The following is a 22,817-nucleotide window of genomic DNA, read 5'->3' as shown; positions in this document are numbered from 1 at the left end:
CGCCCGTATGGAGCGCCCGGATGAAAATAGCCTTTGTCCTGATAGCCGAAGCTTACCAATGCTATCATGGCGCTGCCATAGCATTTGAGTTGGCGGCTATGCCAGACGTCAGCGTGACATTCTACTATAATGATCCAGAAACCCCCGTTCATCTGGAACGTATCCGTGAAGCACTGAATGCGCCGAGCGTTCCCTGCATCCGCATGAAGCGCACTGTCGTGACGCGAGCGGTTCAAAAAATGCGCATCTTTGGTCTAGCCAAGCCCCAGGTACTGCGCGCGAACGAATCTGATTTGATGGGCTATGACGCCATTTTTGCGCTCGAGGATTCGGTGGCGCCTTTGTTCACCAGCGGGGATGTCGCCAGCCGTCCCGTCAAGATTCACATGTCCCATGGTTCTGGGGATCGCGCTGTCGGATTTTCGCCGCGCATCGGGAATTTTGATCTCGTTCTGCTGACCGGTCGAAAAACTGCGGATCGCCTTTTGTCATTGGGCTTGGTTCGGCCAGGCCATTATGCGCTGACCGGATATCCCAAGATCGAGACCGCAGAACGCCTTCGCGCAGCGCGTCCTCCCCTTTTCGCCAATAACCGGCAGACGGTTCTATATAATCCTCATAAAGCGCGCGGCCTGCAGTCATGGGAAAAGTTCATTCTTCCAATGCTGAAAGAATTTGGGCGGCAGGATAATTTTAACCTTATCGTTGCCCCACATGTAAAAATGTTTCGCCGACGCTCCGCGCGAACGCGGGAACAGTGGCGTGCGCTTAGCACCCCGAATATTATTGTGGATCCAGGTTCCTTTTCTTCACTCGACAACAGCTACACGGCCGCCGCTGACATCTACGTTGGGGATGTAAGCAGTCAGGTCTATGAGTTTCTTGCCCATCCGCGACCCTGCGTATTCCTTAACGCGCACGGCCTTAATTGGCGTGACGACCCCAATTTTCTTAGCTGGCACCTTGGCGATGTGGTCGATAATCCCGCCGACCTGATGCAGGCCATTCATATGGCGTCCGAACGCCATATTCTCTATCGCGATTTGCAGGAGCGGATAGCATCTGACAGTTTGGGTGATCGTACGCCGGGAGCTGCGCGGAGAGCCGCGCAGGCGATAAGGGCATATATGGCCACAGGTCATCTCTCGGTATGCGACCAAGGAGAAGAGATCTTGGATACGGCCGATCTTTCCCGATCCGCGAGGTGAGTAATGCGGCTGGCTTTCATTTTCATCGCCGAACCATATCAATGTTATCACGGCATGGCCGTCGCAGTCGAACTGGCTGCCATGTCAGGGGTCGATGTCGATATCTTTTACAATGAACCGGCTGTGCTTGCGCACATCCGGCGCATTGAAAAGGCGCATGATTCGCAGCCATTGCCCGCTTATCCGCTAAAGCGGCCGACCTGGGTCACATGGGCGCAGCGGATGAAAATCTTTGGCCTGATGAAAAAGCAGATCAGGCAAGCGAATGCAGAGATGCTCCTTGGCTACGATGCGGTGATCTCGGTCGAGAATACTCTGGCGGATATTTTTGATGGGTTCGCCGAGCATCCCCCTCTGATCTATCTAACGCACGGGTCGGGTGATCGCGCCGTTGCGTTCCAGCCCCGTATTGCCAAGTTCGACATGGTATTGCTGTCAGGGCGCAAGACCGCAGACAGAATGCTCGCCCTGAATTTAATTCGGCCGGGTCGATATTCGACTCCCGGTTATATCAAGCTGGAGACGACGAAACGGTTGCGCGCGTCGAGTTCTCCACCATTTGCCGAGCAACGGTCCATCGTGCTGTACAATCCTCACAAGGATAGAAAGCTGGGGTCCTGGCAAAAATTCGTGGGTCCTTTTCTCGACGCATTTGCCGGACAGAATGAATTCAATCTCATTGTCGCGCCTCATGTAAAAATGTTTCATCGTCGATCGAAAACGATACGAGAATATTGGAATTCGCGTAGCAATGATCGCGTCCTGGTGGATACAGGATCGGATCGTTCACTGGATAACAGCTATACTGATTGGGCGGATATTTACGTTGGCGACGTCAGCAGTCAGGTTTACGAATTTCTGACCGAGCCGCGGCCTTGTGTATTCCTTAATGCGCATGGAGTTGATTGGCGCGATGATCCTCATTACCTATTCTGGCATTTGGGCGACGTGGTCGATGATCCTGCCCAATTGATGGATGCGATCAGGGCGGCTCCGAGTCGTCATCATCTATATCGGGCTGCACAGGCTGAGGCTGTGGCATCGACATTGGGCGACATATGCCCCGGTGCAGCGGGCCGCGCTGCGCAGGCTATCGTCACTTTCGTTAAAGAGGGCAGTGTAGAAGCATGAGCGTCGGCGAAGAGTCTAGAGTCCTCTTCCTTTTCAATCATGATGCCGCGCATCAAGTTGCTCATATCGCGGGCATAGCGGCGCAACTGGCGCTCAATTGCCCGTCCATTCGCGTTATCGCGGCGGTTGGCACGCCTGCGATACGTGCCACTATTGACTCGATCATGCCGCTGGATGCGCGGGATAGGATCGAGTGGGTCTCCCTTGATCTGCCCACCTGGCTTCACGCGGCACTCGCTCCCTTTGACAAAGTCGCGCCGGTTCGCCGTCTTGCAAGATTGCGCGCGCACCACGCTCTCTTTGCCGGAGTTGACATGATCGTTTCGACCGAACGGACATGTCTGCGTGTTAAAAGGGCGCTAGGGGAAAATGCTCCGGCATTTTGTTATGTGCCTCACGGGTCTGGTGATCGGAATGTCGCTTATCATCCCGAACTGGCGCAATATGACTTGTTTTTACTGAGCGGCCAAAAGCTGATCGATGAAATGCAACGGCACAAGATTGCCCGGCCGGATCAGTGTCGTCTTATTGGCTATCCCAAATTTGATACTATAGACCGTGATACCCGGCCCCGATTTTTCGACAATGATTTACCGGTGGTTGTTTACAACCCTCATTTTGATCCGCATCTGTCGTCATGGTATACGATGGGTAACGATATACTTGGTTTTTTCAGCAAAAACGCGGACAAATACAATCTGATTTTCGCTCCGCATGTTATGCTTTTTAAGAAAAGGTTGCATATTTCTCCTGAATATAAAGTCGCACGATTCAGGCCAAATATCGACACGAAGTACGAAAATTGCCCCAATATTCTTATCGATACAAGCAGCAGCCGCCTATTTGACATGAGCTATACGCTCGCAGCGGATATGTATATCGGTGACATGAGCAGTCAAGTTTATGAGTTTTTAATACGTCGCCGCCCGTGCTTCTTTATGGATGTGCATAGTGGAAAAGGTAATGACAATCCAGATTATGAATTTTGGAGGAACGGTGATGTTTGCCATACACTTGAAGATTTGGAAAAACTGATACCCGTTTGGCGCCAGCGGGGGAAATTTTATTCTGGCGAACAAGAGCGTCTTTTCCGCTATACTATCGATGATGATGCTGAAATTCCGTCTACAGTGCGGGGCGCTTTATCTATTGAGAATTGGCTTGCTGAGAAATCAATGACTCATCGAGACCACCGCTAAGGAGCAGGCATGGCCGACATCATTAATCTGCGGCAGGCGCGCAAGGTGAAGGCGCGGGCGGATAAGGAGCGGGCCGCCGAGGCCAATCGTGCCAAGTTCGGGCGGACGAAAGCGGATCGGGAAAGCGGTCGGCTGGAGGAGGCGCGACGCGAGCGGCAACTCGAGGGCTGCCGACGGGAGGAACCTGGCGAGCCGGCCCAATGAGCAGGCAGACAAGAATATATAAGTCTGCCGTCAGCGGTATGGATAGATGAACGGACGTTCAAGCCACAAGCACGTTTAGCCCCTGCAATCAGCCAGACTGGGGCGGCATCGCACGGTGTCGCCCCGTTTGCATGATTGATCCACGTCGATTCGGTTGCACTTGGGGCCGACCCCTGATACCGGCGCGCCGGTAATTTCGCGCCAGTTTGCAGGCCAAGTTTGAAGGAAGGTCGCTCCACCCATGTCCGATAAGATCAACCGCATTGTCCTGGCCTTCTCGGGAGGGCTCGACACCAGCGTGATCCTGAAATGGTTGCAGCAGACCTACCAGTGTGAGGTCGTGACCTTTACCGCCGATCTGGGGCAGGGCGAGGAGCTGGAGCCTGCGCGGCAGAAAGCCAAGCTGATGGGCGTCAAGGATGAGCATATCTTCATCGACGACCTGCGCGAAGAGTTCGTGAAGGACTATGTCTTCCCGATGATGCGCGGCAACGCGATGTATGAGGGGCTGTATCTGCTGGGCACGTCGATCGCCCGCCCGCTGATCGCCAAGCGGCAGATCGAGATTGCGAAGATGGTCGGCGCCGACGCGGTCAGCCATGGCGCGACCGGCAAGGGCAATGATCAGGTGCGGTTCGAGCTGGGCTATTATGCGCTGTCGCCCGACATCAAGGTGATCGCGCCGTGGCGCGAGTGGGACCTGGCCAGCCGCACCAAGCTCATTGAATTTGCCGAGCAGCACCAGATCCCGATCCCGCGCGACAAGCGTGGCGAGAGCCCGTTTTCGACCGACGCGAACATGCTGCATACCTCTTCCGAGGGCAAGGTGCTGGAAGATCCGTGGGAAGAAGTGCCCGACTATGTCTTTTCGCGCACGGTGAACCCGGAGGATGCGCCCGACGCGCCCGAATATATCACGGTCGATTTCGAGCGTGGCGACGGCGTTGCGATCAATGGCGTGGGCATGAGCCCGGCGACTTTGCTCGAAACGTTGAACGAATATGGTCGCAAGCATGGCATCGGTCGGCTCGATCTGGTCGAGAACCGCTTCGTGGGCATGAAGTCGCGCGGCATGTATGAAACGCCGGGCGGCACCATCTATCACCTCGCCCATCGCGGTATCGAGCAGCTGACGCTGGACCGGGGTGCGGCGCATCTGAAGGATGAGCTGGCGCCGCGTTATGCCGAGCTGATCTATAATGGCTTCTGGTTCTCGCCGGAGCGTGAGATGTTGCAGGCGGCGATCGACCATAGCCAGGAGAAGGTGACGGGTACGGTTCGGCTGAAGCTGTACAAGGGCGGCGTTCAGGTCGTTGGGCGGAAATCGCCTTATTCGCTCTACAGCGAAAAGGTCGTCACGTTCGAGGATGATGCGGGCGCTTATGACCAGCGGGATGCGGCGGGCTTTATCAAGCTGAACGCGCTTCGGTTGCGGCTGTTGGGTCGGCGGGACGGCTGATTAACTCGTGATCCCAGCGTAAGCTGGGATCTTGTGCGGCCTGGCGCCTCGCCTCCTGAGATCCCAGCTTTCGCTGGGATGACGGGGGTGGGGGGAGGTTCGCCCCCCGTTACATATTGCGACAAATTCGGCCGTGACATGACAAGTTTGCGGGACAATTCTTCCTCATAAGGGGTTTCAGGAGCGGCGATGGCCGTTCGTTATCCCTTGGAAGGAAGAGAAGAGATGATCCGCAAATTTTTGGGCACCGCTGCTGTCGGCGCGCTGTTCGTCGGCGGGCTGGCCGCTTCGCATCTGGCGCTAGCGCAACCCGGCGATGGTGGCCCTGGAGGCCGTCATGGCGGCATGATGGCGATGGCCGACGCGAACAAGGACGGGAAGATCAGCAAGGCTGAACTGACCCCCGCGCTCGACGCGCGTTTCGTGAAGATGGATGCCAATCGCGACGGCAAGCTGACGAAGGAAGATCGGGAGATCAGCCGTCAGGCGCGGCTTGACCAGCGCTTTGCCGCGCTGGACACGGATCGCAACGGTCAGATCAGCAAGGCCGAGTTTGCGGCCGGGCATCAGGGGCGTTGGGGTCGCGGCGATGGCGAGGCAAAGGGCCGTGGCGGACATGAAGGCCACCGCTTTGGCGGGCGCGGCCATCACGGCTTTGGCGGCGGCATGATGTTTCATCGGCGTGGCGGCCAAGGCGGCGAGGCGATGAAGGACGGCGTCCTCACCCGCGCCGAGTTCATGGCCCGGCCGATCGCGATGTTCGACAGGGCCGACAGCAACAAGGACGGCTTTGTCACGGCGGATGAAATGAAGGCCGCGCGTCAGGCGATGCGCGAAGCCTGGCAGGCCCGCCGTGGTGCGGACGCCGCGCCGAAGAACTGATCGAACAGGAAGGGTGGAGGCAGCGTCCTTCGCCCTTCCAAGCCGCTGATAGTCATGACAGATATCCCCCATGAGTGAAAAACCCCATCTGCTGCTCGTCGATGACGAGCGTTCGATCCGCGAGCCGTTGGCGCAATATTTGTCGCGCAACGGTTTTCGCGTCACCGCCGTCGAAAGTGCGGCGGAGGCGCGGGTGCGGCTGAACGCTAATGCGATCGATCTGGTGATCCTGGACATCATGATGCCGGGTGAGGATGGGCTGTCGCTGTGCCGCCATATTCGCGAGACGAGTGAGATTCCCGTCATCCTGTTGACCGCCAAGTCGGAGGAGACCGACCGGATCGTGGGGCTGGAGATGGGGGCGGACGATTATGTGCTGAAGCCCTTTTCCCCGCGTGAGCTGGTGGCGCGGATCAAGGTGATCTTTCGCCGCGTGGCCACGGGCGGCCAGCGGGTGACGGCACCTGATGGAGCGACCTATGCCTTTGCGGGCTGGCTGCTCAAGACACAGGAGCGCGTGCTCGTGGATCAGGAAGGGGTGGCGCTGCCGCTGTCGACTGCCGAATATAATCTGATGATGGCCTTTGCGACGCGGCCCAATCAGGTGTTGAGCCGTGACCAGCTGCTCGACATCACGCAGGGGCGGGAGGCCAATGCGTTCGACCGGGCGATCGACAATCAGATCAGCCGGTTGCGCAAGAAGATCGAGCCCGATCCGAAGAATCCGACGCTGATCAAGACGGTGTGGGGCGGCGGCTATACGCTGTCCGCCGATGTGAGGAAGCTGTGAGGCGCTTTCGCCTTTGGCCGCAGAGCCTGGTCGGGCAGATCATCGCGCTGGTGGCGATTGCGTTGTTCGTGGCGCAGGCGATCAATTTCGGGCTGCTGCTGCGGGAGCGCAATCGGCTGACGCTGACGGCGCAGACGGCGCCGGGGGTTTATCGCATCGTCGATGCGCTGGACAGTCGGGGGGAGCCGCCTGCGCGCAACCGGCCGCCGCGTGCGCGCTTCTTTGATGCAGCCCCGGTTCTGACGGGCGAACGGCGACCGGAGGTTGAGCGGCGCGCCATGGCGATGTTCGTTGATGTAGGACTGCCCGTGCTGTCGGTACGGGTGGCAGAGCAGAATCAGCCTCCACCTATGCGCCGCTGGGAACGTGTCCGGATGCGCGCGATGGGTGATATGCGCGGCGCGCCACGGAACGGGCGGCTGACGATGGCGGCTGAATATGCACCGGGACAATGGGTCGTGACCCAGACGCGTGCGGGCAACCGGGCGCCGCGCTTTGGCGGCTGGCTCGCCTGGCAAACGCTGATCCTTTATGTGATCGTGCTCTTGCCGCTGCTGTGGGTCGGGCGAAGGTTGGCGCGGCCTTTGGGGCAGCTGACGCGGTCGGCGCAGCAATTTGCGCGGACAGGGTCGGCCGACCCGGTGGAGGAGCGGGGGCCGGGTGACGTGCGCGACCTGACCACTGCCTTCAACGCGATGCGCAGCCGTATCTTCGCGATGCTGGACGAGAAGGACAGGATGCTGGGCGCGATCGGCCATGATTTGCGGACGCCGCTGGCGTCGCTGCGGGTGAGGGCCGAATCGGTTGAGGATGAGGGCGAGCGTGCGCGCATGTCGCAGACGATCGACGAGATGAACCGGATGCTGGAAGATATCCTGTCGCTGGCGCGGGCCGGGCGGAGCACGGAGGCGGTACAGAAGGTTGATCTTTCCGCGCTGGCCGATGCGGTGGTGGAGGATTTCATCGAGCTGGGATCGCCTGCGGAGATGGCGGATAGTGAACGGGCGGTGGCTTCGGTGCGGCCGCAGCAGATCCGGCGGGCGCTGCGCAATTTGATCGAGAATGCGATTGTCTATGGCGAGCGGGCGCATGTGTCCGTGGTGCGCGAGGATGGCGCGATCCGGCTGGTCGTGGCGGATGATGGACCGGGCATCGCCGAGGATCGGATGGAGGAGATGATGGAGCCGTTTACGCGGCTGGAGGGGTCGCGGAACCGGGAGACTGGGGGCGCGGGGCTCGGGCTGGCGTTGGTGCGGGCGATCATGGCGGAGCATGGGGGTGCGCTGAGGCTCGCGAACCGGGTTGGTGGCGGGCTGGAGGCGAGCTTGGTGCTGCCGGTTTGAGGGGAAAATCCTCCCTGCGCGGAGCGTGGGGAGGGGGACCGCCGCGTAGCGGTGGTGGAGGGGAATTGGGGGCGATCTGCTCATTTTCCCCTCCACCAGCCTTTGGCTGGTCCCCCTCCCCATCTTTGATGGGGAGGATTTGGGTCAATGCTTGCCCGGCTTGCTCGACGTGCCGGGCGCGGTTGGGTTGATCAGTTGGACGCCGGCGGGGAGGCTGGTGCCGCCCATGTCGATCCTGGTCACCTCTTCGCGGGCTATCCGTGCCGGGTTGTCGCGTTCCTTGATCGCCGCCTTGGTTTCTTCGTCCGGCGCTTCGTCGTTGCTGTCGCCGCCACGAGTCCAGCCCAGGATGATCGACATGCGGCGGTTGCGCGGGTCGTAGACATTGCCCTTGGCAAAGGGTTCGCGGTCGGCGACGCCTTCGATGCGGGCGAAGCGGTCGTTGCCGATGCCGCTGGCCGCCAGCGTCTTGCGCGTGGCTTCGGCGCGGGCGGAGGATAGCATCCAGTTGTTCATGCTCTGGCCCGAGCTATATGGCAGGCCATCGGTATGGCCGCGCACGATCAGCGGGTTGGGCATGCCGCGCACAACGCCTGCGACCTCGCTCACCAGCTCGCGCGCTTGCGGGAGCAGGTTGTCGGTGCCCATGGCGAACATGGCGAAATTGGACTCGTCGATCAGGTCGATGCGCAGCCCCTCGCGGGTTTCGGTGAAGCGGACGTTGCGGCGCAGTTTGTCCATGCCCTTCTTGCGGGACATGCGCGCTTCCAGTTCTTTCTTCACCGCCTCGAACTTGGCGCGGTCGGCGGCGCGGGTGGCCTTGCCGCCTTGATCCTTGGTGCCCGTCGCGTCGCGCGGGATGGTGATGGCAAGATTGCCCTGACCGCCGGTCGTGGGATAATTTTCCTTGCTGACCATGGAATCGCCGCCGAACAGGCCGCTTGAGCCAGCCGAGGCCATCTTCAGTTCGACCAGCGTCGGCGTGAAATAGTCGGCCAAGCCCTTGCGCTGCTTTTCGGTGGTTGCGCCCAGCAGCCACATCAGCAGGAAGAAGGCCATCATCGCCGTCACGAAGTCGGCATAGGCGACTTTCCACGCGCCGCCATGATGGCCGCCATGGCCATCGACAATGATCTTCTTGACGATGATTGGCCGGGGTTCGGGCTCGTTTCCGCCGCGCTTCTTGTCGGCCATGGCTTATTTGCCCCGCATGCCGTCGAACACTTCGGCGAAGGCCGGCTGGTTGGCGTGGGTCAGGCTGGAGCGCGCGGCTTCGATGACGAGCGGCTGCGGGTGGCCGTGGAGCGAGGCGATGATGATCTGCTTGACGACATGGTACATGGCGCCGTCCGCCTCGATCACCGCGCGGCAACGATTGGCGAAGGGGCCGACCATGCCATAGGCGAGCAACACGCCGAGGAAGGTGCCGACGAGCGCCGAGCCGATCATGCCGCCCAGGATGGCCGGGGGCTGGTCGATCGAGCCCATGGTCTTCACGACGCCCAGAACCGCCGCGACGATGCCGAGCGCGGGGAGGGCGTCGGCGAGGCCCTGAAGATTGTCGGCAGGCTTCAATGCTTCGTGGTGGTGGGTCTTGAGCGCGTTGTCCATGACCTCTTCCACCGCATGCGGATCGAGCGTGCCTGACGAGACGACCACTAGGCGCAGTGTGTCGCTCATCAGGTGGATGAGCGTCTTGTCCGCCATGAGGCGCGGATATTCGGAGAAGATGGTCGAGCTGGCCGGGTCTTCGATATGCGGTTCCAGCGCCACGGGGCCTTCGACGCGCAGCGTCTTCATCAGGCGCGAAACGAGGAAGATGCAGTCGAGAAAATCCTGCTTCTTATATTTGGGACCCTTGAACACCTTGCCAACGCCGCCGCCCAGCGCCTTCAGGTCCGCGCCCGAATTGCCGATGATCAGCGCGCCGACGGCGGCGCCGCCGATGATGAGCATTTCATGGGGCAGGGCGTGAAGCACCGGACCGATGTCGCCGCCCGTGAAGATGAAGCCGCCAAATACCATGGCGAGCAGCACGACCAGGCCAATGAGTGCGAACATGAGTACCCCTGAAAATTCTGCCCGCCGGGCTTTCATCCGGTGGCGCAAGATGCGCTTTCGTCAGATGGTTAACGCCCAATGGTTAGCGAGAGGTTTAGGACGACGGATTTTTTCGGCCGTTTTCGTCCTTTTAACGTCGTTCTGGCGTTCGCCGGGAGCGACGGCGGCGCGCTTAGCGGATCAGGTCGAACAGCGTCTGCTGGTTGATGCGGGCGAAAGCGGATTGGGCGGCTTCCAGCTGGAGCAGCTTGCTTTTCACCGACGAGATGACTTCGGCAAGGTCGGTCGATTCCAGGCCCTGGCGACGTTCCTTCAGGTCAAGGTCGATGCTGGTCAGCCGGTTGCTGGTCACGTCCAACCGGTCGCTGCGGACACCCTGCTTGGCCTGTTCGATGGTGACGTGATTCTGCCCCGCCTTTATCGCGGCCAGCGCCGCCATCAGGTCAGCGTCGGTGCCGCCCTGCAAGGCGGTAAGCGCCTGGCCCAAAATGCCGTCGAGGGTCATGGGCGTGCCGCCCACGTCGATTCCTTCCGAAACCTCCTGCCGGGTGCCGACTACCGCCAGATTGAGCCCGCGGCTCACCGGGACGAGCACGCTTTGCGTGTCGTCGAATACCGGCACGCCTTGATAATCGGTCTGATTGAGCAGCGCGCTGATCGCCTCGCGGATGCCCTTCACATCTTCGTAGATCGCGGTGCGTTGTGCCTCGTTGAGCGAGCCATTGCGGGCGGAGGTCACCAGTTCCTGCGCGCTGATGAGCAGGGTGTTGATCTCCTCAAGGTTCGTTTCGGCATTGGCCGCGCGGCCCTGACCATAGCTGACATTGGCCTGCCAGGATGTTTGCTGCGCCTGCGCCTTGCCGATTTCCGACACCTGGACCCAGGCCAGCGCATTGTCCGATGGCTTGGTCAGCGTGATGCCGGTCGAAATGGCGGTCTGCCCTTCGATGATGCCTTGGGACAGCTGCTGCTGACGCCGGATTTCGGCGATAAGCGTCTTGTTGGTGATGCCTACCATGAGTCAGCCCTTTTTAGATGAGTTGCAGGATCGCATCGACGGTTTCCTTCGCGATCTGAAGGATTTTCGCCGAGCCTGAATAGGCTTGCTGCAAACGGAGGAGTTCGGCCGCCTCCATGTCGAGATCGACGCCGCTCACGGCTTCGCGCGCGGCGATCGCCTGATCGCTGCGGCCCTGCGCCGTGGTCTGTTCAGCCTTGACGGACGCGAGCAGGTTCGCCTGCGTCGCGATGATGGAGGTCCAGCCTTGCTCGACGCTGCCATTGCCGCGCAGCACGGTGGATACGGTAAGCAGGTTGCCGTTCAGCGTCCCGTCCGTGGACCTGGTCGCAAGCGCGGCCGGATCAGTGATCAGCGCGGTGACGGTCGCCGCCGTTGTCCCGGACAGGAGGGCGCCGCCCACCGCATTGGCATCGGTGCGGCCCTGCGCATGCCAGTTGTTCATGTCCGTCACGAACTGCTGCGCCAGCGTGTCCAGGCTTGTGCGGCGCTGCGCCGTCGTGACCGCCGAGGAAAAGAGGCCGCCGAGCGTCCCGTTCGACGGTGCGGTCAGCGCCGTGCCGCCAGCCGTAGCCAAGGCCAGCGTGCCGTTCGCGTTGACGGTCAGCGCCAGCGCTGTCGCGCTGTCGCCCTGCACGATCGTCGTGCCATTATAGCTGATCGTCGCGACGTCATGCGCGCCGAAGCTGATATCGACATTGAAATTGGCCGACAATGTGTTCAGCGCCGCGTCGCGGCCATCCAGCAACTGCGCATAGGCCGATGTGCCGGGTTGCGCGCGGAGCAGGCTGTTGTTGATTTCCGCCAGTTGGGACAGCGACCGGTTGATGGTCTCGACCGACGCCGTCGCTTCGGTGGCGATGCCGCTGGATACCTGCGCGAGGTCGGCCGAGGTCCGCTGGAATGCTTCGGCCACGCGGCTGATGCTGTCGAGCGTGGTGACGCGCAGCGACCGGTCGCTGGGGCTGGCGGCGAGCTTGTCCATATTCTGGTACATGCCCGTCATCAGCTTGCCGATGCCGGTGTCCGTATCGTTCAGCGCGCCTTCCAGATCGGTCATCCAGCGCAGCCGTGCGGTGGAATTGCTGAGCGCCATTCCGGTGTAGCGTACCGCCGCATCCAGATAGGGATCGGCAGCGCGGTTGACGCCCTGCACCTCGGTCCCGCCGAAATTGGCGCGCGCGATGTAGGTCGCCATGGTCGCGGTAGAGGAACCCGACTCAACGGTCGTCAGCGAGCGGCGCGAATAGCCTTCGGTGCTGGCGTTCGCGATATTCTCCGAAATCGCGGCCATTGCCTGGCGGTAGGCTTTCGTGCCCGAAGCGCCGATGATGAAGAGGTCGCTCATTCGCCTTTAGCCTGAGTGGGTGTGGCGGGCGCTTTGGGCGTGCGGCTCTCATATTGGCGCAGGAGCATTTCAGCGATGCCGAGCGCGCCCTTTTCCGCCATCGTGTCGGCGGTGCGCGCGTCGGACATGTCGCGGAACTGTTCGGTGGCGCTCGAATCGAAGATGCCTTCGCCGCCGCCAGACTGGCGCATGGTGCCGATCATCTGGCGCAGGAAGATCGCCTCGAACTGCTTGGCGACCTCCTTCAGTTGCGCCTTTTCGGTCGACGCGCTGGGCTGAACCCCTTGGGAAATCGCATTGATCTGCATCACAACACCACCAGTTCAGCCTTCATCGCGCCTGCCTGCTTCAAGGCTTCGAGGATCGCGACCATGTCTGCGGGGGATGCCCCGATGGCATTCACCGCTTTCACTATATCGGCCAGCGAGGCTCCACCTTTAAAATTAACCATTGGTTTCTTTTCCTGATCGATCGAAATCGAGCTGGAAGGCTCCATGGCGGTCTGGCCGCGAGAGAAGGGCGCGGGCTGGACGATGCGCGGGCTTTCGTTGACGCTGACCGTCAATTTGCCATGCGCGACGGCGGCCGGATGGATCCTGACCGCGCCGTTGATGACAACGGTGCCGGTGCGGGCGTTGACGATGACCTTGGCGGGCGCGTCGGCGGGCTTGATCTCGATATTCTCGATCATGCCCATCATCATGATGCGATCGGTCGCGCCGGGGGCGGCGGTGATGTCCACCGACACCGCGTCGGTTGCGCGTGCGCGGTTGTCGCCGAAGGTGCGGTTGATGCCGTCCGCCACGCGCAGAGCGGTGGTGAGGTCGGCTTCGGCGAGGTTGAAGGTGAGGGTGGGCGCGGTGTCGAAGCCGGTTGCGACCGCGCGCTCGACCGTCGCGCCACCGGGGATGCGGCCGGCGGAGGGAATGTTCACCGAAACCTGGCTGCCGTCCGCGCCCGAAACGCCGAGGCCGCCGACGGCAAGGTTGCCCTGCGACATGGCGTAGATTTCGTTATCCGCGCCGCGCAGGGGCGTCATGATGAGCGTGCCGCCGCGTAGCGACTTGGCCTTGCCGAGGGCAGAGACGGTGACGTCGAGGCGCTGGCCGGGCTTGGCGAAGGCGGGAAGGTCGGCGGTCACCAGCACGGCAGCGGCGTTCTTGAGCGCGGGGTTGATCCCCTGCGGCAGTGTCAGGCCAAAGCGCGAGACCATGCCTTTCACGCCCTGCGTCGCATAATCGAGGCTGTCGTCGCCCGTGCCTGCGAGGCCGACGACGATGCCGTAGCCGGTGAGCTGGTTGGGGCGGACGCCTTGGAAGGTGCCGAGGTCCTTGATGCGCTCGGCATGGGCGGGCGTTGTGAAGGCCAAGACGGCGAGGACGGCCAGAATGACGTGCCGCGCGAACTTGCCTAACGCTCCTTCGTCATTCCCGCGAAGGCGGGAACCCATCTCCTGCCTTGCCCCCAGCTGATAGGTTGGGAGATGGGTCCCCGCCTTCGCGGGGATGACGGGGCTAGTAAGGCGGGTCATGGCTCTGCCGGTCTCCATCAGAAGGGACTGATCATCGAGAAGAAGCGTTGCAGCCAGCCCTGGCGGCTCGCGCGGGCGATTTCGCCCTTGCCGGTGTAGATGATCTTGGCGTCGGCCACGCGGGTCGATGCGATGCGATTGTCCGGGCTGATGTCCGCCTGACGGACGAGGCCGCTGATCTGGATGAACTCGTCGCCGCGATTGAGCGTCAGCGCCTTTTCACCCTTCACCAGCATCGTGCCGTTGGGATAGACCGCCGCGATCGTCACGGTGATTTCGCCGCTGAGCGCGTTGGACTGGGACGCATTGCCCTTGCCGGTGAAGCCCTGATCGCCGCTGGCGGCGACGTCGCTGGGCGAGAAGAGCTTCGAGAACAGGCCCGTGCTGGGTGGCGTCAGCCCGATGCTGCCGCTGCGGCTGGTGTCGGCCGAATTGGTCTTGGTCGCCTGCGTGCGTTCGACGAGCACGATGGTGATGATGTCGCCGACGCTCTGCGCCCGCGCGCCGCTGGTAAGCGGGGTATAGCCCATCGATGCCTGAAAGATCGAACCGTTCGCCACCGGGGCGGCAGGGGCGGCAACGATGGTGGGGGCAAAAAATTGCCGCTCGGCATCGCGCTTTTTGCCGGCTATTGCCGGGGTGGCGGCGAGGGTGAGTGTGCCCAGAAACAAAACAGCCGTTCGGGCTGAGCCTGTCGAAGCCCTTCCCTTTCTTTTTGAAGAAGTAGAGCCCTTCGACAAGCTCAGGGCGAACGGTGCTGGGGAGAGGGTCATGCGTCCGCTCACAGCTGCTGATTGACGTACTGGAGCATTTCGTCGGTCGCCTTGATCATCTTGCTGTTCACCTCATAGGCGCGCTGCGTTTCGATCATGTCGACCAGTTCCTCGACCACATTGACGTTCGAGGTTTCCAGATTGCCTGAGCGGATGACGCCGCGGCCGTCCAGCCCCGCAACGCCGACCTGCGGCGTGCCGCTGGCAGCGCTTTCGGTCAGCAGATTGCCGCCGATCGGCTGGAGGCCCGCCGGGTTCATGAAGCTGGCGAGTTCGATCTGGCCGAGCTGGGTCGGTTCGGTCTGGCCCTGAAGCGTGGCGGTGACGGTGCCGTCATTGCCGATCGTGATGCCGGTCGCGCCCTGTGGGACGGTGAGTTGCGGCACGACGGGCAGGCCGTCGCTGGTAACGACGACGCCTTCGGCCGTGGTGCTGAAATTGCCCGCGCGCGTATAGGCTATGGAGCCGTCGGGGCGCTGGACCTGGAAGAAGCCGGAGCCTTCGATTGCCATGTCGAGCGCGTTGCCGGTTTGCTGCAACGTGCCCTGGGTGTTGATCTTGCTGGTGCCCTGCATCGCGACACCCGAGCCGAGGTTGAGGCCGGTGGCGAACTTGTTCTCGCTGTCCGAATTGGCGCCTGCGGCCACCATCTGCTGGTAGGCGAGGGTTTCGAAATCGGCGCGGTCGCGCTTGAAGGCGGTCGTGTTGACGTTCGCCAGGTTGTTGGCGATCACGCGCATCTTCGTGTTCTGCGCGTCGAGGCCGGTGCGGGCGACGTGAAGGGCTGCGTTGGTCATGGTCTAACTCCGTGATGCCGTCAGGCTTGCCCAATGGCTATGCTCAACGAAGAGCAAGGTTCGTGCCAAATTAACCATCAAGCCGCATGAGAGACGCGCCGCCGTCATCCAGCTGCTTGGCGGTGTCGATCAGCTTCACCTGCGTTTCCCAGGCGCGGCTGGCTTCGATCATGTCCACCAGCGCGGAGGTCGCGTTAACGTTCGACCCTTCGATCGATCCGCCAGTGACGGTCGCGAGCGGGTCGGTCGGAAGAACCCCGCCGTTGGTTTCGCGGAACAGGCCGTCGGTGCCCTTGGCGATGCTGGAGCCGACCGGGCGGACAAGCTTCAGGCCATCGACACGCTGCGGGTTTGCCGGGTCGCCGCCCTGAGGCACGCCCCAGATGCTGCCATCCTGCGAGATGGAGACGCTGTCCATCTGGGGCAGGGTGATGGGGCCGCCTTCGCCCAGGACGGGCAGGCCGTCGCCGGTCGTGAGCAGGCCGCTGTCGGAGACTTTGAGGTCGCCGCGGCGCGTATAGGCTTCGCTGCCGTCCGCGGCCTGAACGGCGAGCAGTGCATCGCCGTTCATGGCCACGTCCAGCGGATTGCCGGTTTCGATGACCGCGCCTTGCGCCATGTCGGCGGCGATCACCTGTTCGGACGCCTGCGCCCGCGTGTCGAAACCATCGCCCTTGATCCAGCGCGTCTCTGCATTGGCGATCTCCGCCCGGAAGCCAACCGTGTTGACGTTCGCGAGATTGTTGGAGATCGACGCCTGCCGCGCCATCGCGCCGCGCATTGCGGTGAGTGCCGTGTTGACGAGCCGGTCCATGGGCTTTTCCTGTTTCTAATGCGGCGGGCTGAACGGGTTTCGTGAAACCCGGTGAAGCCCGCGCGGGGCCTGAGCGTAGCCAAGGCGCGGATGCGTGAGCATCCCTGCGCCTTGCTATTAGGTGCGCATGTTGACGATGGTGGTCGACAGCGTGTTGGCCGCTTCGATCGCCTTCGAATTTGCCTGGAAGTTGCGCTGGGCCGAGATCAGGGCGACCAGTTCTTCGGTGATATCGACGTTGGCGCGTTCCAGCGCACCCGAGCGTACCGAGCCGTAAAGGCCGCTGTTGCCGGTGCCGAAACGGGGCGATCCGCTGGCCGAGGTAGACGTCCAGTGCGCGTCGCCCATCTGGCGCAGGCCGTCCTGGCTGTTGAAAGCGGCCATGGCCGTGGTGCCAAGATAGACGGTCGAACCATCGGCATAGACGCCGGTGATCTGCCCGTCCTTGCCCACGCCGACGCTGTTCAGCTGGTTGCCGGTGCCGCCTGCGGGCCAGTTGGTGGGGACCTGAAGGTCGGTGAGGTCGGCCGAGGTCAAGGTGCCACCGGCAAGTCCGGCAGCGATCGCCGCGCTGGGCTGGCCGGTGGTGGGATCGACGGGGATGACCTGAACGCGCGCGCCGGTCGTATCGACGACGTAGCGGTCCTCGGTCAGCGACAGGGCGCCGTTACGCGTGAAGCTGACCTGGCTGTCGCCCGTGCGCTTGACGGTGAAGAAGCCTTCGCCGGTGATGGCGAGGTCGAGCGTCTTGTCGGTGCCCTCGATCGTGCCCTGCGTGAACTGCTGGGTGATGCCCTGCACGCGCGCACCTTGACCAGCGACCTGCGTGGTCGTCTGCATCGGCGCGGCGGCGAAGATGTCGCCGAACACGGCCTTGCTCTTCTTGAAGGCTGTGGAGTTCACGTTCGAGACGTTGTTGGCGATGGTCGCCAGATCGGTCTGGGCAGCCTTAAGGCCGGAAAGCGAGATGTAGAAGGACATGGCGTTGCTCCTTGGGTGAAAAGGATTTGGTGAGTGACGTTAGGCGAGTGAAAGGGCGTCCGACGGGCTGTAGGTGCCCAATGCGGTGATGAGCTTTGAAGCGCTGCCGTCGGCGGGTGACTGGACAGCGGCGATGGCAGCCCAGCTGGCGACGCGCGACGGCGAAGCGCCATTGACGCGGATCTTGAGAGCATCGGTCGCAACGGTGTTGCCGTTGTCGTCCTTGCCGTCCCAGTAGAAATTGACGTCGCCCGCAGGCTGGTTGCCAAGGTCGATGGTCTTAAGGACATTGCCGTTGCCGTCCATCAGATCGACGGTGGCGCCGCTCGTTGCGTCCTTGAAGGTGACCTGGCCCGTATATTGACCATAGGCGTCAGGCGCGATGAGGTTGCTTTGCACCAGCATCGACTTGCCAATCCAGCTGGCGGCGTCGCCCAGGCGACTGCCGGTCAGCTGCGATGCCAGACCCTTGAGGGTCTGGTTCATCTCCGCGATGCCGCTGGAGTTGGTGATGGTCGCCATCTGCGAAACCATCTGCGCATTATCCATCGGCTCGAATGGGTCCTGCGTCTGCATCTGCGCGGTGAGCAGGCGCAGGAAATCGGCCTGGCCCATTTCCGCCTTGCCCGTGCCGACATTCTTGTACGGATTATAGACCGAAAGGCCCGCGCTGTCGGTGACAGTGGAGGTCGTGCTCATTTGCCGATCCTTATGGTTTCGAGCATGAGGGATTTGGCGGTGTTCAGCACCTGCACATTGTTCTGGTACATGCGCGCGGTCTCGATCATGTCGACCAGTTCCGCGCTGCTATCGACGGCCGCTTCCCACACATCGCCATTCGCGTCGGCGAGCGGGTGATTGGGATCGTGGCGCTTGGTCGGCTTGGCGTCGGTGGTGAGGACGTTGGCGACCTTCACCGTGGACACGCCGGGCTTGTCGGTGACCGACTGGAAAACGGGCTTGATGGCGCGATAGGCGGCCGCCTCGCTGCCGGTGACATTGCCGGCATTCGCCATGTTGGAAGCCGTGGCGTTCAGCCGCACCAGCTGCGCGCTCATGGCGCGGCCGGCGATGTCGAAGACGTTCATGGGACCCGAGCCGCTCACCCTCATTCTCCCTTCAGCGCGCGATTGATAGTGTTGATGCGACCCTCAAGGAAGGAGAGGGTCGTGCGATATTTCACGGCGTTTTCGGCGAACAGCGTCTGTTCGGTGCTGAGTTCGACGGTGTTGCCGTCAAGGCTGGATTGAAGCGGGACGCGATAGCCCATGCTGTCATCGACGGCCTTCGACACATCGGCCACAGACCTGTTCTGCTGGGCGGAGGCTTCCTTGAGCGCGGATTCGAAGTCGATGTCCCGCGCCTTGTAGCCCGGCGTGGAGGCGTTCGCGATGTTGGACGCGAGCAGGGACAGGCGTTGCGAGCGAAGCGCCAGCGCCTTTCCATGTATCCCGAACAGTCCGTCTTCCAGCGACATTGTCTCATTCCATCTTTTTCGAGCCGAAGCCCTAAATCCTTGCTGCGCCGCGCCGTTCTGATGCCTGAAGGCGTGAATCGCGGGTTAGCCGAACGGATATTCGCAAGAGCCGTGCCAATTTGCGTGGGTGACGCATCGGCAAGGACGGAAATGGCGGAAATCCGTGGCTGTTGGCGGAGTAGGCAGCGGGGGCGGCAAGATTTTGCCGCTCGCTGGCAAGGCTTTGCCGCCGCTGGCCCGGTGAATGGGGGATATGTTGATGATCGCGATATTGGCGCAGCTATTTGATCCCCTGACGCTGGCAATCATGGTCGCGGGCGTGGGCGCGGTGGCGCTGTTTCAGAATGGTGGTCCGGCGATCGGGCGTGGCTTTGGCGCGCTGGTGCCGTTGTTGCGCGCCGATCCGGACAAGGATCAGGCGACGGCGCGAGCGGCCTTGCTGAAGATCGATCAGGTTGCGCAACTGCGCGGTCTTGCCTGCACCGATCGGGTAAAGACGGCCAATCCCTTCCTGGCTGAAGCGGCGCGGCGGCTGGCCAACAGCGAGAAGACCGAGCAATTCGAGATTTGGGCGGCGCAGGCGCTGGCCGACCGGGCGCGGCGTCATGGCGGTGCGCGCAACGTATGGCTATCGATTGCGGACGCCGCGCCTGCGCTGGGCATGGCTGGCACGATATTGGGCCTGATCGGCATGTTTGCGGCGATGGATGATCCGGCGGCGCTGGGGCCTTCCATGGCGCTGGCGCTGCTGACGACGCTGTATGGTGTGGTGATCGCCAATGTCATTGCCGCTCCCATAGCGAGCCGTCTTGCCGACCTGTCGGAGCGTGAGCTTGCCTGGCAGAAGGAAGCGGTCACCCGCATGGTCGCCATCGCCCGGCGCGAAAATGTGACGACGCTGCGGGCGTCCATCCGCGAGGTTGCGTGATGACCGCCGCTGCATCTCAGGCCCGGCGCAACCGTTGGGCGGTGAGTTTCGCCGACCTTCTGTTGCTGCTGCTCGGCTTCTTCATCTTGCTTCAGGCGAGCGGGCAGAAGCGCGACGCCATGCTGGCGCAGGTGCGTCAGCAATTTGGTGGGCGGGCCGTGGCCAAGGATATGGAGTTGCGCGCGGCGGAGCTGTTCCTGCCGGATGAGGCTTTGCTGTCCGATCAAGGCAGGGCGGCGGTCGCCAGGGTGGCAGCGGGCCTGCGGTCCGGCAGCGACGGGATCGACATCAGCAGCCTGGGCACTGACCCGGCGCGGCGGCGGTTTGATCCCTGGGATCTGGCGGCGGCGCGGCTGGGCGCGGTGGTGCGTGAACTGAAGGTGCAAGGTTTGGCCGGTGATCGGCTGCGCATCCGCGGCCTCGACCAGATGGATGGCGGCACGGGCAAGGGGCAGGTGATCCGCATCGGTGAAGCGGCCGGGCAGCGTTAACGGCTTGTTAGCCATATCCGATGCTTAATGCGTGGCATGAATCTGCCTGCATCCGGAGACTTTCTGTGAACAAGCTGTCCCTTATCACCGCGATTGCGCTGGCCGCAGCGGCTGGTGCACCTGCGCTGGCACAGCAGAAATTCGAGAATCTCGATCGCCTGGATGGGTTGGTCGCGATGACCGTGGGCGCCAATATCGGCGAGCCGGGCGGTCCAATCGCGCCCGTTGACAGGCGGCTGCGGCTGGCGGCTTGCCCGGTGACGCCCAGCGTCGAAGGGCCGACTTTCGGCGCGGCGATCGTCAAGTGCGATGCCTTGGGCTGGCGCATCCGGGTGCCTTTGAGTGGCGGCGGTGCTGCTGCTGGCACTGTGACGCCGGTCGCCCGTTATGGCGCGGTGGCCCGGCCTGCGCAGCGCGATATGGTTGTGAAGCGCGGCGATCCGGTCCAGCTGATCGCAGGCAATGCAAGTTTCAGTGTGTCGCGCGTTATGATCGCGGATGAAGATGGCGCGGTGGGTGACACCATCCGCGTACGCGAGGACAAGAAAGCAGCGCCCGTTCTGGCGCAGGTCGTGGAAATGGGCACTGTGCGCATTCCGGGATTTAATGATTTTTGAACCCGGCCGTTATAGATAGGGCAGGACGAGTGAAGGATTGTAAGCCATGATCAAATCTGTCGGCCAGAATATGAGCGCCGCCATAGAGGCTTCCCGCCTGCGTGACAGCGGCAAGGCGCGCAGCGTTTCCGACAAGGGGTCATCAAACGTGACATCATTTTCAGCATCGGCCAGCCCGGCTGCGCGCATGGCGGCCGAAGGCGCGCCGGTCGATATGGACCGCGTCGCGGCGATCAAGGCGGCCATCGCGTCGGGCAACTATCCGGTTGATGCGGCTGCGATCGCCGACAAGATGCTTGCGCTCGATCTGCCGGTTAACGGGTAAGACCGCCGATGCCGCTCGGGCTTGCAGCGCTGGATGACCTCTTCTCGGCTTTCGAGGAGTTGCGGGTCGCGCTTGACGGCACCGATGTCGCGGCGATCGATGCTGCTGCATCTCATGTGAGCAAGAGCGCCGCCGCAGTGCGCGCGATCGGCGCGTGGCGTGCGGATGACGCGATTCGTGAGAAGGTTACGGCGCTGCTGCCGCTGATCGAAGCGTCTCGGGTGCGGATCAATGTCCTGACGGATCATGCGGGGCAGCGGCTGTCACTGCTTGCGGCGCATGGATCGACGCAGGCTCCGCTGGTTTACGGGCGATAAGGGCCTCGATCCAACCTCTCCCCCGTTCGGGCTGTTCGAACGAGCCGCTTGTCTCGTTCGAATGTCGAAGCCCCTCCCTTTCGTGAAGAAGTAGAGCCGTTGGCTTCGCCGGCCTTCGGCTCGACAGGCTCAGGGCGAACGGATTTTTGTATTCGGATGTTGTGAACCGGGCGCCCCAGAGGCGCCTTTTTCTTTCATGCTGAACGCGCCATCAACATTTATGGAGCGCGCGTTAACCAAATCTTGGCATAAGGCTTGCTCTAATGGTCCCCGGTACCAACGGGGATTTTTCATTTGTCGGCTTTTGCAGACATAGCAGCGACAGGCGCTTCGACCGGCAACCGCGTGACGAACGCGATCGCCATGGCGAGCCGTAGGACGGGCGTGGACTTCGCCTATCTGCTTGGCCAGGCCAAGATCGAAAGCAGCCTCAATCCCACCGCGCGCGCGACCACATCGTCCGCGACGGGCCTTTACCAATTCATCGACCAGAGCTGGCTTGCCGTCATCGACAAGCATGGCAGCGAATATGGGCTGGGCTGGGCCGCCGACATGATCAGCCGGGGCCAGAATGGCCGCTATTATGTCGCGAACCCGGAGATGCGCCAGCAGATCCTCGACCTGCGCAATCATCCTGAAACCGCGTCCGTCATGGCGGCGCAGCATGCTGCCGACAACAAGGCCTATCTGGAACAGCGGCTTGGCCGGGAGGCTGAGCCGGTCGATCTTTACCTTGCTCATTTCCTGGGCGTTGGCGGGGCGAGCAAGTTCCTGTCCGTGCATGATCGCGCGCCGGGTGCAATTGCTGCATCGATGTTCCCCGCTGCCGCGCGCGCCAACCGCTCGATCTTCTACGATCGTTCCGGCAGTCCCCGCAGCTTTGCGGAGATTCGCGGCCGGTTCGCGTCGAAGCTTCAGCGCGGCGTCGATTCGATCAACACCGGACCCATTCAATATGCTGCCGCTTCGCTGCCCGAAGGCGCGAAGACGGTGCAGCCCGCCGACTATGTGCGGATCGAAACACAGCGCCTTGCGACCGCCGCCGACGTCAGCGTCCGGCCGGACCCGCAGACCGCGCGCCTCGCCTATCTCATGCTCGCCACCCTCGGAAGGTAACGGCCCG

General features: G+C 62.2%; 27 protein-coding genes. 14 read left to right on the top strand and 13 right to left on the bottom strand.

What is annotated here, in order from left to right; all coding sequences use genetic code 11:
• Positions 1-20: 20 nt before the first annotated feature.
• The 8 genes from ACZ5TB_RS08325 (at position 21) to ACZ5TB_RS08290 (ending at position 8,216) form a co-directional block, all read left to right on the top strand.
• Entirely contained in the window at positions 21-1,208 is a 1,188-nt protein-coding gene (locus ACZ5TB_RS08325) for a hypothetical protein (RefSeq protein ID WP_464790860.1), read from the top strand.
• Between the two features lie 54 nt (positions 1,209-1,262).
• Positions 1,263-2,339 carry a hypothetical protein gene (locus ACZ5TB_RS08320; protein WP_464790859.1) on the top strand — a complete coding sequence of 359 codons (1,077 nt, stop codon included), beginning with the start codon at positions 1,263-1,265 and terminating at the stop codon, positions 2,337-2,339.
• On the top strand, positions 2,336-3,538 hold the full coding sequence (locus ACZ5TB_RS08315) for a hypothetical protein (protein WP_464790858.1): 1,203 nt from the start codon (positions 2,336-2,338) through the stop codon (positions 3,536-3,538). Before ACZ5TB_RS08320 ends, ACZ5TB_RS08315 begins: the two co-directional genes overlap by 4 nt.
• 9 nt (positions 3,539-3,547) lie before the next feature.
• Positions 3,548-3,742, top strand: coding sequence for a DUF4169 family protein (locus ACZ5TB_RS08310; RefSeq protein WP_464790857.1), 195 nt, complete (start codon positions 3,548-3,550; stop codon positions 3,740-3,742).
• A gap of 241 nt (positions 3,743-3,983) precedes the next feature.
• The gene (locus tag ACZ5TB_RS08305) at positions 3,984-5,201 is read left to right on the top strand and encodes an argininosuccinate synthase (RefSeq protein ID WP_464787293.1); all 1,218 of its coding nucleotides are present in this window, start codon (positions 3,984-3,986) and stop codon (positions 5,199-5,201) included.
• 225 nt (positions 5,202-5,426) lie between these two features.
• Positions 5,427-6,083, top strand: a complete 657-nt coding sequence (locus tag ACZ5TB_RS08300) for an EF-hand domain-containing protein (protein ID WP_464790856.1) — start codon at positions 5,427-5,429, stop codon at positions 6,081-6,083.
• 70 nt (positions 6,084-6,153) lie between these two features.
• Entirely contained in the window at positions 6,154-6,873 is a 720-nt protein-coding gene (locus ACZ5TB_RS08295; RefSeq protein ID WP_464771161.1) for a response regulator, read from the top strand.
• Positions 6,870-8,216: a sensor histidine kinase gene (locus ACZ5TB_RS08290; protein ID WP_464790855.1), complete on the top strand. Its 1,347-nt coding sequence runs from the start codon at positions 6,870-6,872 to the stop codon at positions 8,214-8,216. Before ACZ5TB_RS08295 ends, ACZ5TB_RS08290 begins: the two co-directional genes overlap by 4 nt.
• Positions 8,217-8,360: 144 nt before the next feature.
• On the opposite strand, the gene ACZ5TB_RS08285 is transcribed toward ACZ5TB_RS08290, so the two are convergent.
• The 13 genes from ACZ5TB_RS08285 to flgB form a co-directional block, all read right to left on the bottom strand.
• Positions 8,361-9,410: a flagellar motor protein MotB gene (locus ACZ5TB_RS08285; RefSeq protein WP_464790854.1), complete on the bottom strand. Its 1,050-nt coding sequence runs from the start codon at positions 9,408-9,410 to the stop codon at positions 8,361-8,363.
• A 3-nt stretch (positions 9,411-9,413) separates the two neighbouring features.
• Positions 9,414-10,277, bottom strand: coding sequence for a flagellar motor stator protein MotA (gene motA, locus ACZ5TB_RS08280; protein ID WP_464778019.1), 864 nt, complete (start codon positions 10,275-10,277; stop codon positions 9,414-9,416).
• A 172-nt stretch (positions 10,278-10,449) separates the two neighbouring features.
• Complete coding sequence (locus tag ACZ5TB_RS08275) at positions 10,450-11,295, bottom strand: flagellin (protein WP_464778018.1); 846 nt, start codon at positions 11,293-11,295, stop codon at positions 10,450-10,452.
• A 13-nt stretch (positions 11,296-11,308) separates the two neighbouring features.
• Positions 11,309-12,643, bottom strand: a complete 1,335-nt coding sequence (flgK, locus tag ACZ5TB_RS08270) for a flagellar hook-associated protein FlgK (protein WP_464778017.1) — start codon at positions 12,641-12,643, stop codon at positions 11,309-11,311.
• Positions 12,640-12,951 (bottom strand): rod-binding protein, encoded by a 312-nt coding sequence (locus tag ACZ5TB_RS08265; protein WP_464790853.1) that lies wholly within the window; start codon positions 12,949-12,951, stop codon positions 12,640-12,642. Before ACZ5TB_RS08265 ends, flgK begins: the two co-directional genes overlap by 4 nt.
• Positions 12,951-14,093: a flagellar basal body P-ring protein FlgI gene (locus ACZ5TB_RS08260; protein ID WP_464780000.1), complete on the bottom strand. Its 1,143-nt coding sequence runs from the start codon at positions 14,091-14,093 to the stop codon at positions 12,951-12,953. The genes ACZ5TB_RS08265 and ACZ5TB_RS08260 overlap by 1 nt, the downstream gene beginning before the upstream one ends.
• Positions 14,094-14,191: 98 nt before the next feature.
• Positions 14,192-14,845, bottom strand: a complete 654-nt coding sequence (locus ACZ5TB_RS08255) for a flagellar basal body L-ring protein FlgH (protein ID WP_464790852.1) — start codon at positions 14,843-14,845, stop codon at positions 14,192-14,194.
• 110 nt (positions 14,846-14,955) lie between these two features.
• A complete protein-coding gene (gene flgG, locus ACZ5TB_RS08250) occupies positions 14,956-15,744 on the bottom strand; it encodes a flagellar basal-body rod protein FlgG (protein WP_464790851.1) in 789 nt (262 codons plus the stop codon).
• Between the two features lie 70 nt (positions 15,745-15,814).
• Positions 15,815-16,558 carry a flagellar basal body rod protein FlgF gene (locus tag ACZ5TB_RS08245; protein ID WP_464790850.1) on the bottom strand — a complete coding sequence of 248 codons (744 nt, stop codon included), beginning with the start codon at positions 16,556-16,558 and terminating at the stop codon, positions 15,815-15,817.
• A 117-nt stretch (positions 16,559-16,675) separates the two neighbouring features.
• Positions 16,676-17,539, bottom strand: coding sequence for a flagellar hook-basal body complex protein (locus ACZ5TB_RS08240; RefSeq protein WP_464778012.1), 864 nt, complete (start codon positions 17,537-17,539; stop codon positions 16,676-16,678).
• A gap of 39 nt (positions 17,540-17,578) precedes the next feature.
• Positions 17,579-18,238 (bottom strand): flagellar hook assembly protein FlgD, encoded by a 660-nt coding sequence (locus tag ACZ5TB_RS08235; protein ID WP_464790849.1) that lies wholly within the window; start codon positions 18,236-18,238, stop codon positions 17,579-17,581.
• The gene (gene flgC, locus ACZ5TB_RS08230) at positions 18,235-18,627 is read right to left on the bottom strand and encodes a flagellar basal body rod protein FlgC (RefSeq protein WP_464792516.1); all 393 of its coding nucleotides are present in this window, start codon (positions 18,625-18,627) and stop codon (positions 18,235-18,237) included. The genes ACZ5TB_RS08235 and flgC overlap by 4 nt, the downstream gene beginning before the upstream one ends.
• Positions 18,628-18,647: 20 nt before the next feature.
• A complete protein-coding gene (flgB, locus tag ACZ5TB_RS08225) occupies positions 18,648-19,016 on the bottom strand; it encodes a flagellar basal body rod protein FlgB (RefSeq protein ID WP_464790848.1) in 369 nt (122 codons plus the stop codon).
• A 259-nt stretch (positions 19,017-19,275) separates the two neighbouring features.
• Here flgB and ACZ5TB_RS08220 point away from each other — a divergent pair, with 259 nt between their 5' ends.
• From ACZ5TB_RS08220 to ACZ5TB_RS08195, 6 genes are all read left to right on the top strand, one after another.
• Positions 19,276-19,944 carry a MotA/TolQ/ExbB proton channel family protein gene (locus tag ACZ5TB_RS08220; RefSeq protein ID WP_464792515.1) on the top strand — a complete coding sequence of 223 codons (669 nt, stop codon included), beginning with the start codon at positions 19,276-19,278 and terminating at the stop codon, positions 19,942-19,944.
• Positions 19,944-20,435 carry a flagellar motor protein MotB gene (locus ACZ5TB_RS08215; protein WP_464790847.1) on the top strand — a complete coding sequence of 164 codons (492 nt, stop codon included), beginning with the start codon at positions 19,944-19,946 and terminating at the stop codon, positions 20,433-20,435. The genes ACZ5TB_RS08220 and ACZ5TB_RS08215 overlap by 1 nt, the downstream gene beginning before the upstream one ends.
• Before the next feature lie 65 nt (positions 20,436-20,500).
• Positions 20,501-21,052, top strand: coding sequence for a flagella basal body P-ring formation protein FlgA (locus tag ACZ5TB_RS08210; protein WP_464790846.1), 552 nt, complete (start codon positions 20,501-20,503; stop codon positions 21,050-21,052).
• A gap of 46 nt (positions 21,053-21,098) precedes the next feature.
• A complete protein-coding gene (flgM, locus tag ACZ5TB_RS08205; protein WP_464790845.1) occupies positions 21,099-21,377 on the top strand; it encodes a flagellar biosynthesis anti-sigma factor FlgM in 279 nt (92 codons plus the stop codon).
• An 8-nt stretch (positions 21,378-21,385) separates the two neighbouring features.
• Positions 21,386-21,694: a hypothetical protein gene (locus ACZ5TB_RS08200; protein WP_464790844.1), complete on the top strand. Its 309-nt coding sequence runs from the start codon at positions 21,386-21,388 to the stop codon at positions 21,692-21,694.
• A gap of 294 nt (positions 21,695-21,988) precedes the next feature.
• Positions 21,989-22,810 carry a lytic transglycosylase domain-containing protein gene (locus ACZ5TB_RS08195; protein WP_464790843.1) on the top strand — a complete coding sequence of 274 codons (822 nt, stop codon included), beginning with the start codon at positions 21,989-21,991 and terminating at the stop codon, positions 22,808-22,810.
• Positions 22,811-22,817: the final 7 nt, after the last annotated feature.

The organism is Sphingobium sp. TomTYG74 (assembly GCF_055393875.1).
Note: the sequence above shows the minus strand (reverse complement) of the source record. Positions and strands in the feature narration are given on the sequence as shown.

Bases quoted from the DNA above. Each gene is read 5' to 3' on its own strand.
- ACZ5TB_RS08215 (WP_464790847.1), top strand. From the start codon at position 19,944: ATGACCGCCGCTGCATCTCAGGCCCGGCGCAACCGTTGGGCGGTGAGT.
- flgK (WP_464778017.1), bottom strand. From the start codon at position 12,643: ATGAGCGACCTCTTCATCATCGGCGCTTCGGGCACGAAAGCCTACCGC.
- motA (WP_464778019.1), bottom strand. From the start codon at position 10,277: ATGTTCGCACTCATTGGCCTGGTCGTGCTGCTCGCCATGGTATTTGGC.
- ACZ5TB_RS08305 (WP_464787293.1), top strand. From the start codon at position 3,984: ATGTCCGATAAGATCAACCGCATTGTCCTGGCCTTCTCGGGAGGGCTC.
- flgM (WP_464790845.1), top strand. From the start codon at position 21,099: ATGATCAAATCTGTCGGCCAGAATATGAGCGCCGCCATAGAGGCTTCC.
- ACZ5TB_RS08315 (WP_464790858.1), top strand. From the start codon at position 2,336: ATGAGCGTCGGCGAAGAGTCTAGAGTCCTCTTCCTTTTCAATCATGAT.
- ACZ5TB_RS08310 (WP_464790857.1), top strand. From the start codon at position 3,548: ATGGCCGACATCATTAATCTGCGGCAGGCGCGCAAGGTGAAGGCGCGG.
- ACZ5TB_RS08260 (WP_464780000.1), bottom strand. From the start codon at position 14,093: ATGGGTTCCCGCCTTCGCGGGAATGACGAAGGAGCGTTAGGCAAGTTC.
- flgB (WP_464790848.1), bottom strand. From the start codon at position 19,016: ATGTCGCTGGAAGACGGACTGTTCGGGATACATGGAAAGGCGCTGGCG.
- ACZ5TB_RS08300 (WP_464790856.1), top strand. From the start codon at position 5,427: ATGATCCGCAAATTTTTGGGCACCGCTGCTGTCGGCGCGCTGTTCGTC.
- ACZ5TB_RS08220 (WP_464792515.1), top strand. From the start codon at position 19,276: ATGATCGCGATATTGGCGCAGCTATTTGATCCCCTGACGCTGGCAATC.
- ACZ5TB_RS08265 (WP_464790853.1), bottom strand. From the start codon at position 12,951: ATGCAGATCAATGCGATTTCCCAAGGGGTTCAGCCCAGCGCGTCGACC.
- ACZ5TB_RS08295 (WP_464771161.1), top strand. From the start codon at position 6,154: ATGAGTGAAAAACCCCATCTGCTGCTCGTCGATGACGAGCGTTCGATC.
- ACZ5TB_RS08325 (WP_464790860.1), top strand. From the start codon at position 21: ATGAAAATAGCCTTTGTCCTGATAGCCGAAGCTTACCAATGCTATCAT.
- ACZ5TB_RS08240 (WP_464778012.1), bottom strand. From the start codon at position 17,539: ATGTCCTTCTACATCTCGCTTTCCGGCCTTAAGGCTGCCCAGACCGAT.
- ACZ5TB_RS08320 (WP_464790859.1), top strand. From the start codon at position 1,263: ATGGCCGTCGCAGTCGAACTGGCTGCCATGTCAGGGGTCGATGTCGAT.
- ACZ5TB_RS08275 (WP_464778018.1), bottom strand. From the start codon at position 11,295: ATGGTAGGCATCACCAACAAGACGCTTATCGCCGAAATCCGGCGTCAG.
- ACZ5TB_RS08285 (WP_464790854.1), bottom strand. From the start codon at position 9,410: ATGGCCGACAAGAAGCGCGGCGGAAACGAGCCCGAACCCCGGCCAATC.
- ACZ5TB_RS08200 (WP_464790844.1), top strand. From the start codon at position 21,386: ATGCCGCTCGGGCTTGCAGCGCTGGATGACCTCTTCTCGGCTTTCGAG.
- ACZ5TB_RS08245 (WP_464790850.1), bottom strand. From the start codon at position 16,558: ATGGACCGGCTCGTCAACACGGCACTCACCGCAATGCGCGGCGCGATG.
- flgC (WP_464792516.1), bottom strand. From the start codon at position 18,627: ATGAACGTCTTCGACATCGCCGGCCGCGCCATGAGCGCGCAGCTGGTG.
- ACZ5TB_RS08235 (WP_464790849.1), bottom strand. From the start codon at position 18,238: ATGAGCACGACCTCCACTGTCACCGACAGCGCGGGCCTTTCGGTCTAT.
- flgG (WP_464790851.1), bottom strand. From the start codon at position 15,744: ATGACCAACGCAGCCCTTCACGTCGCCCGCACCGGCCTCGACGCGCAG.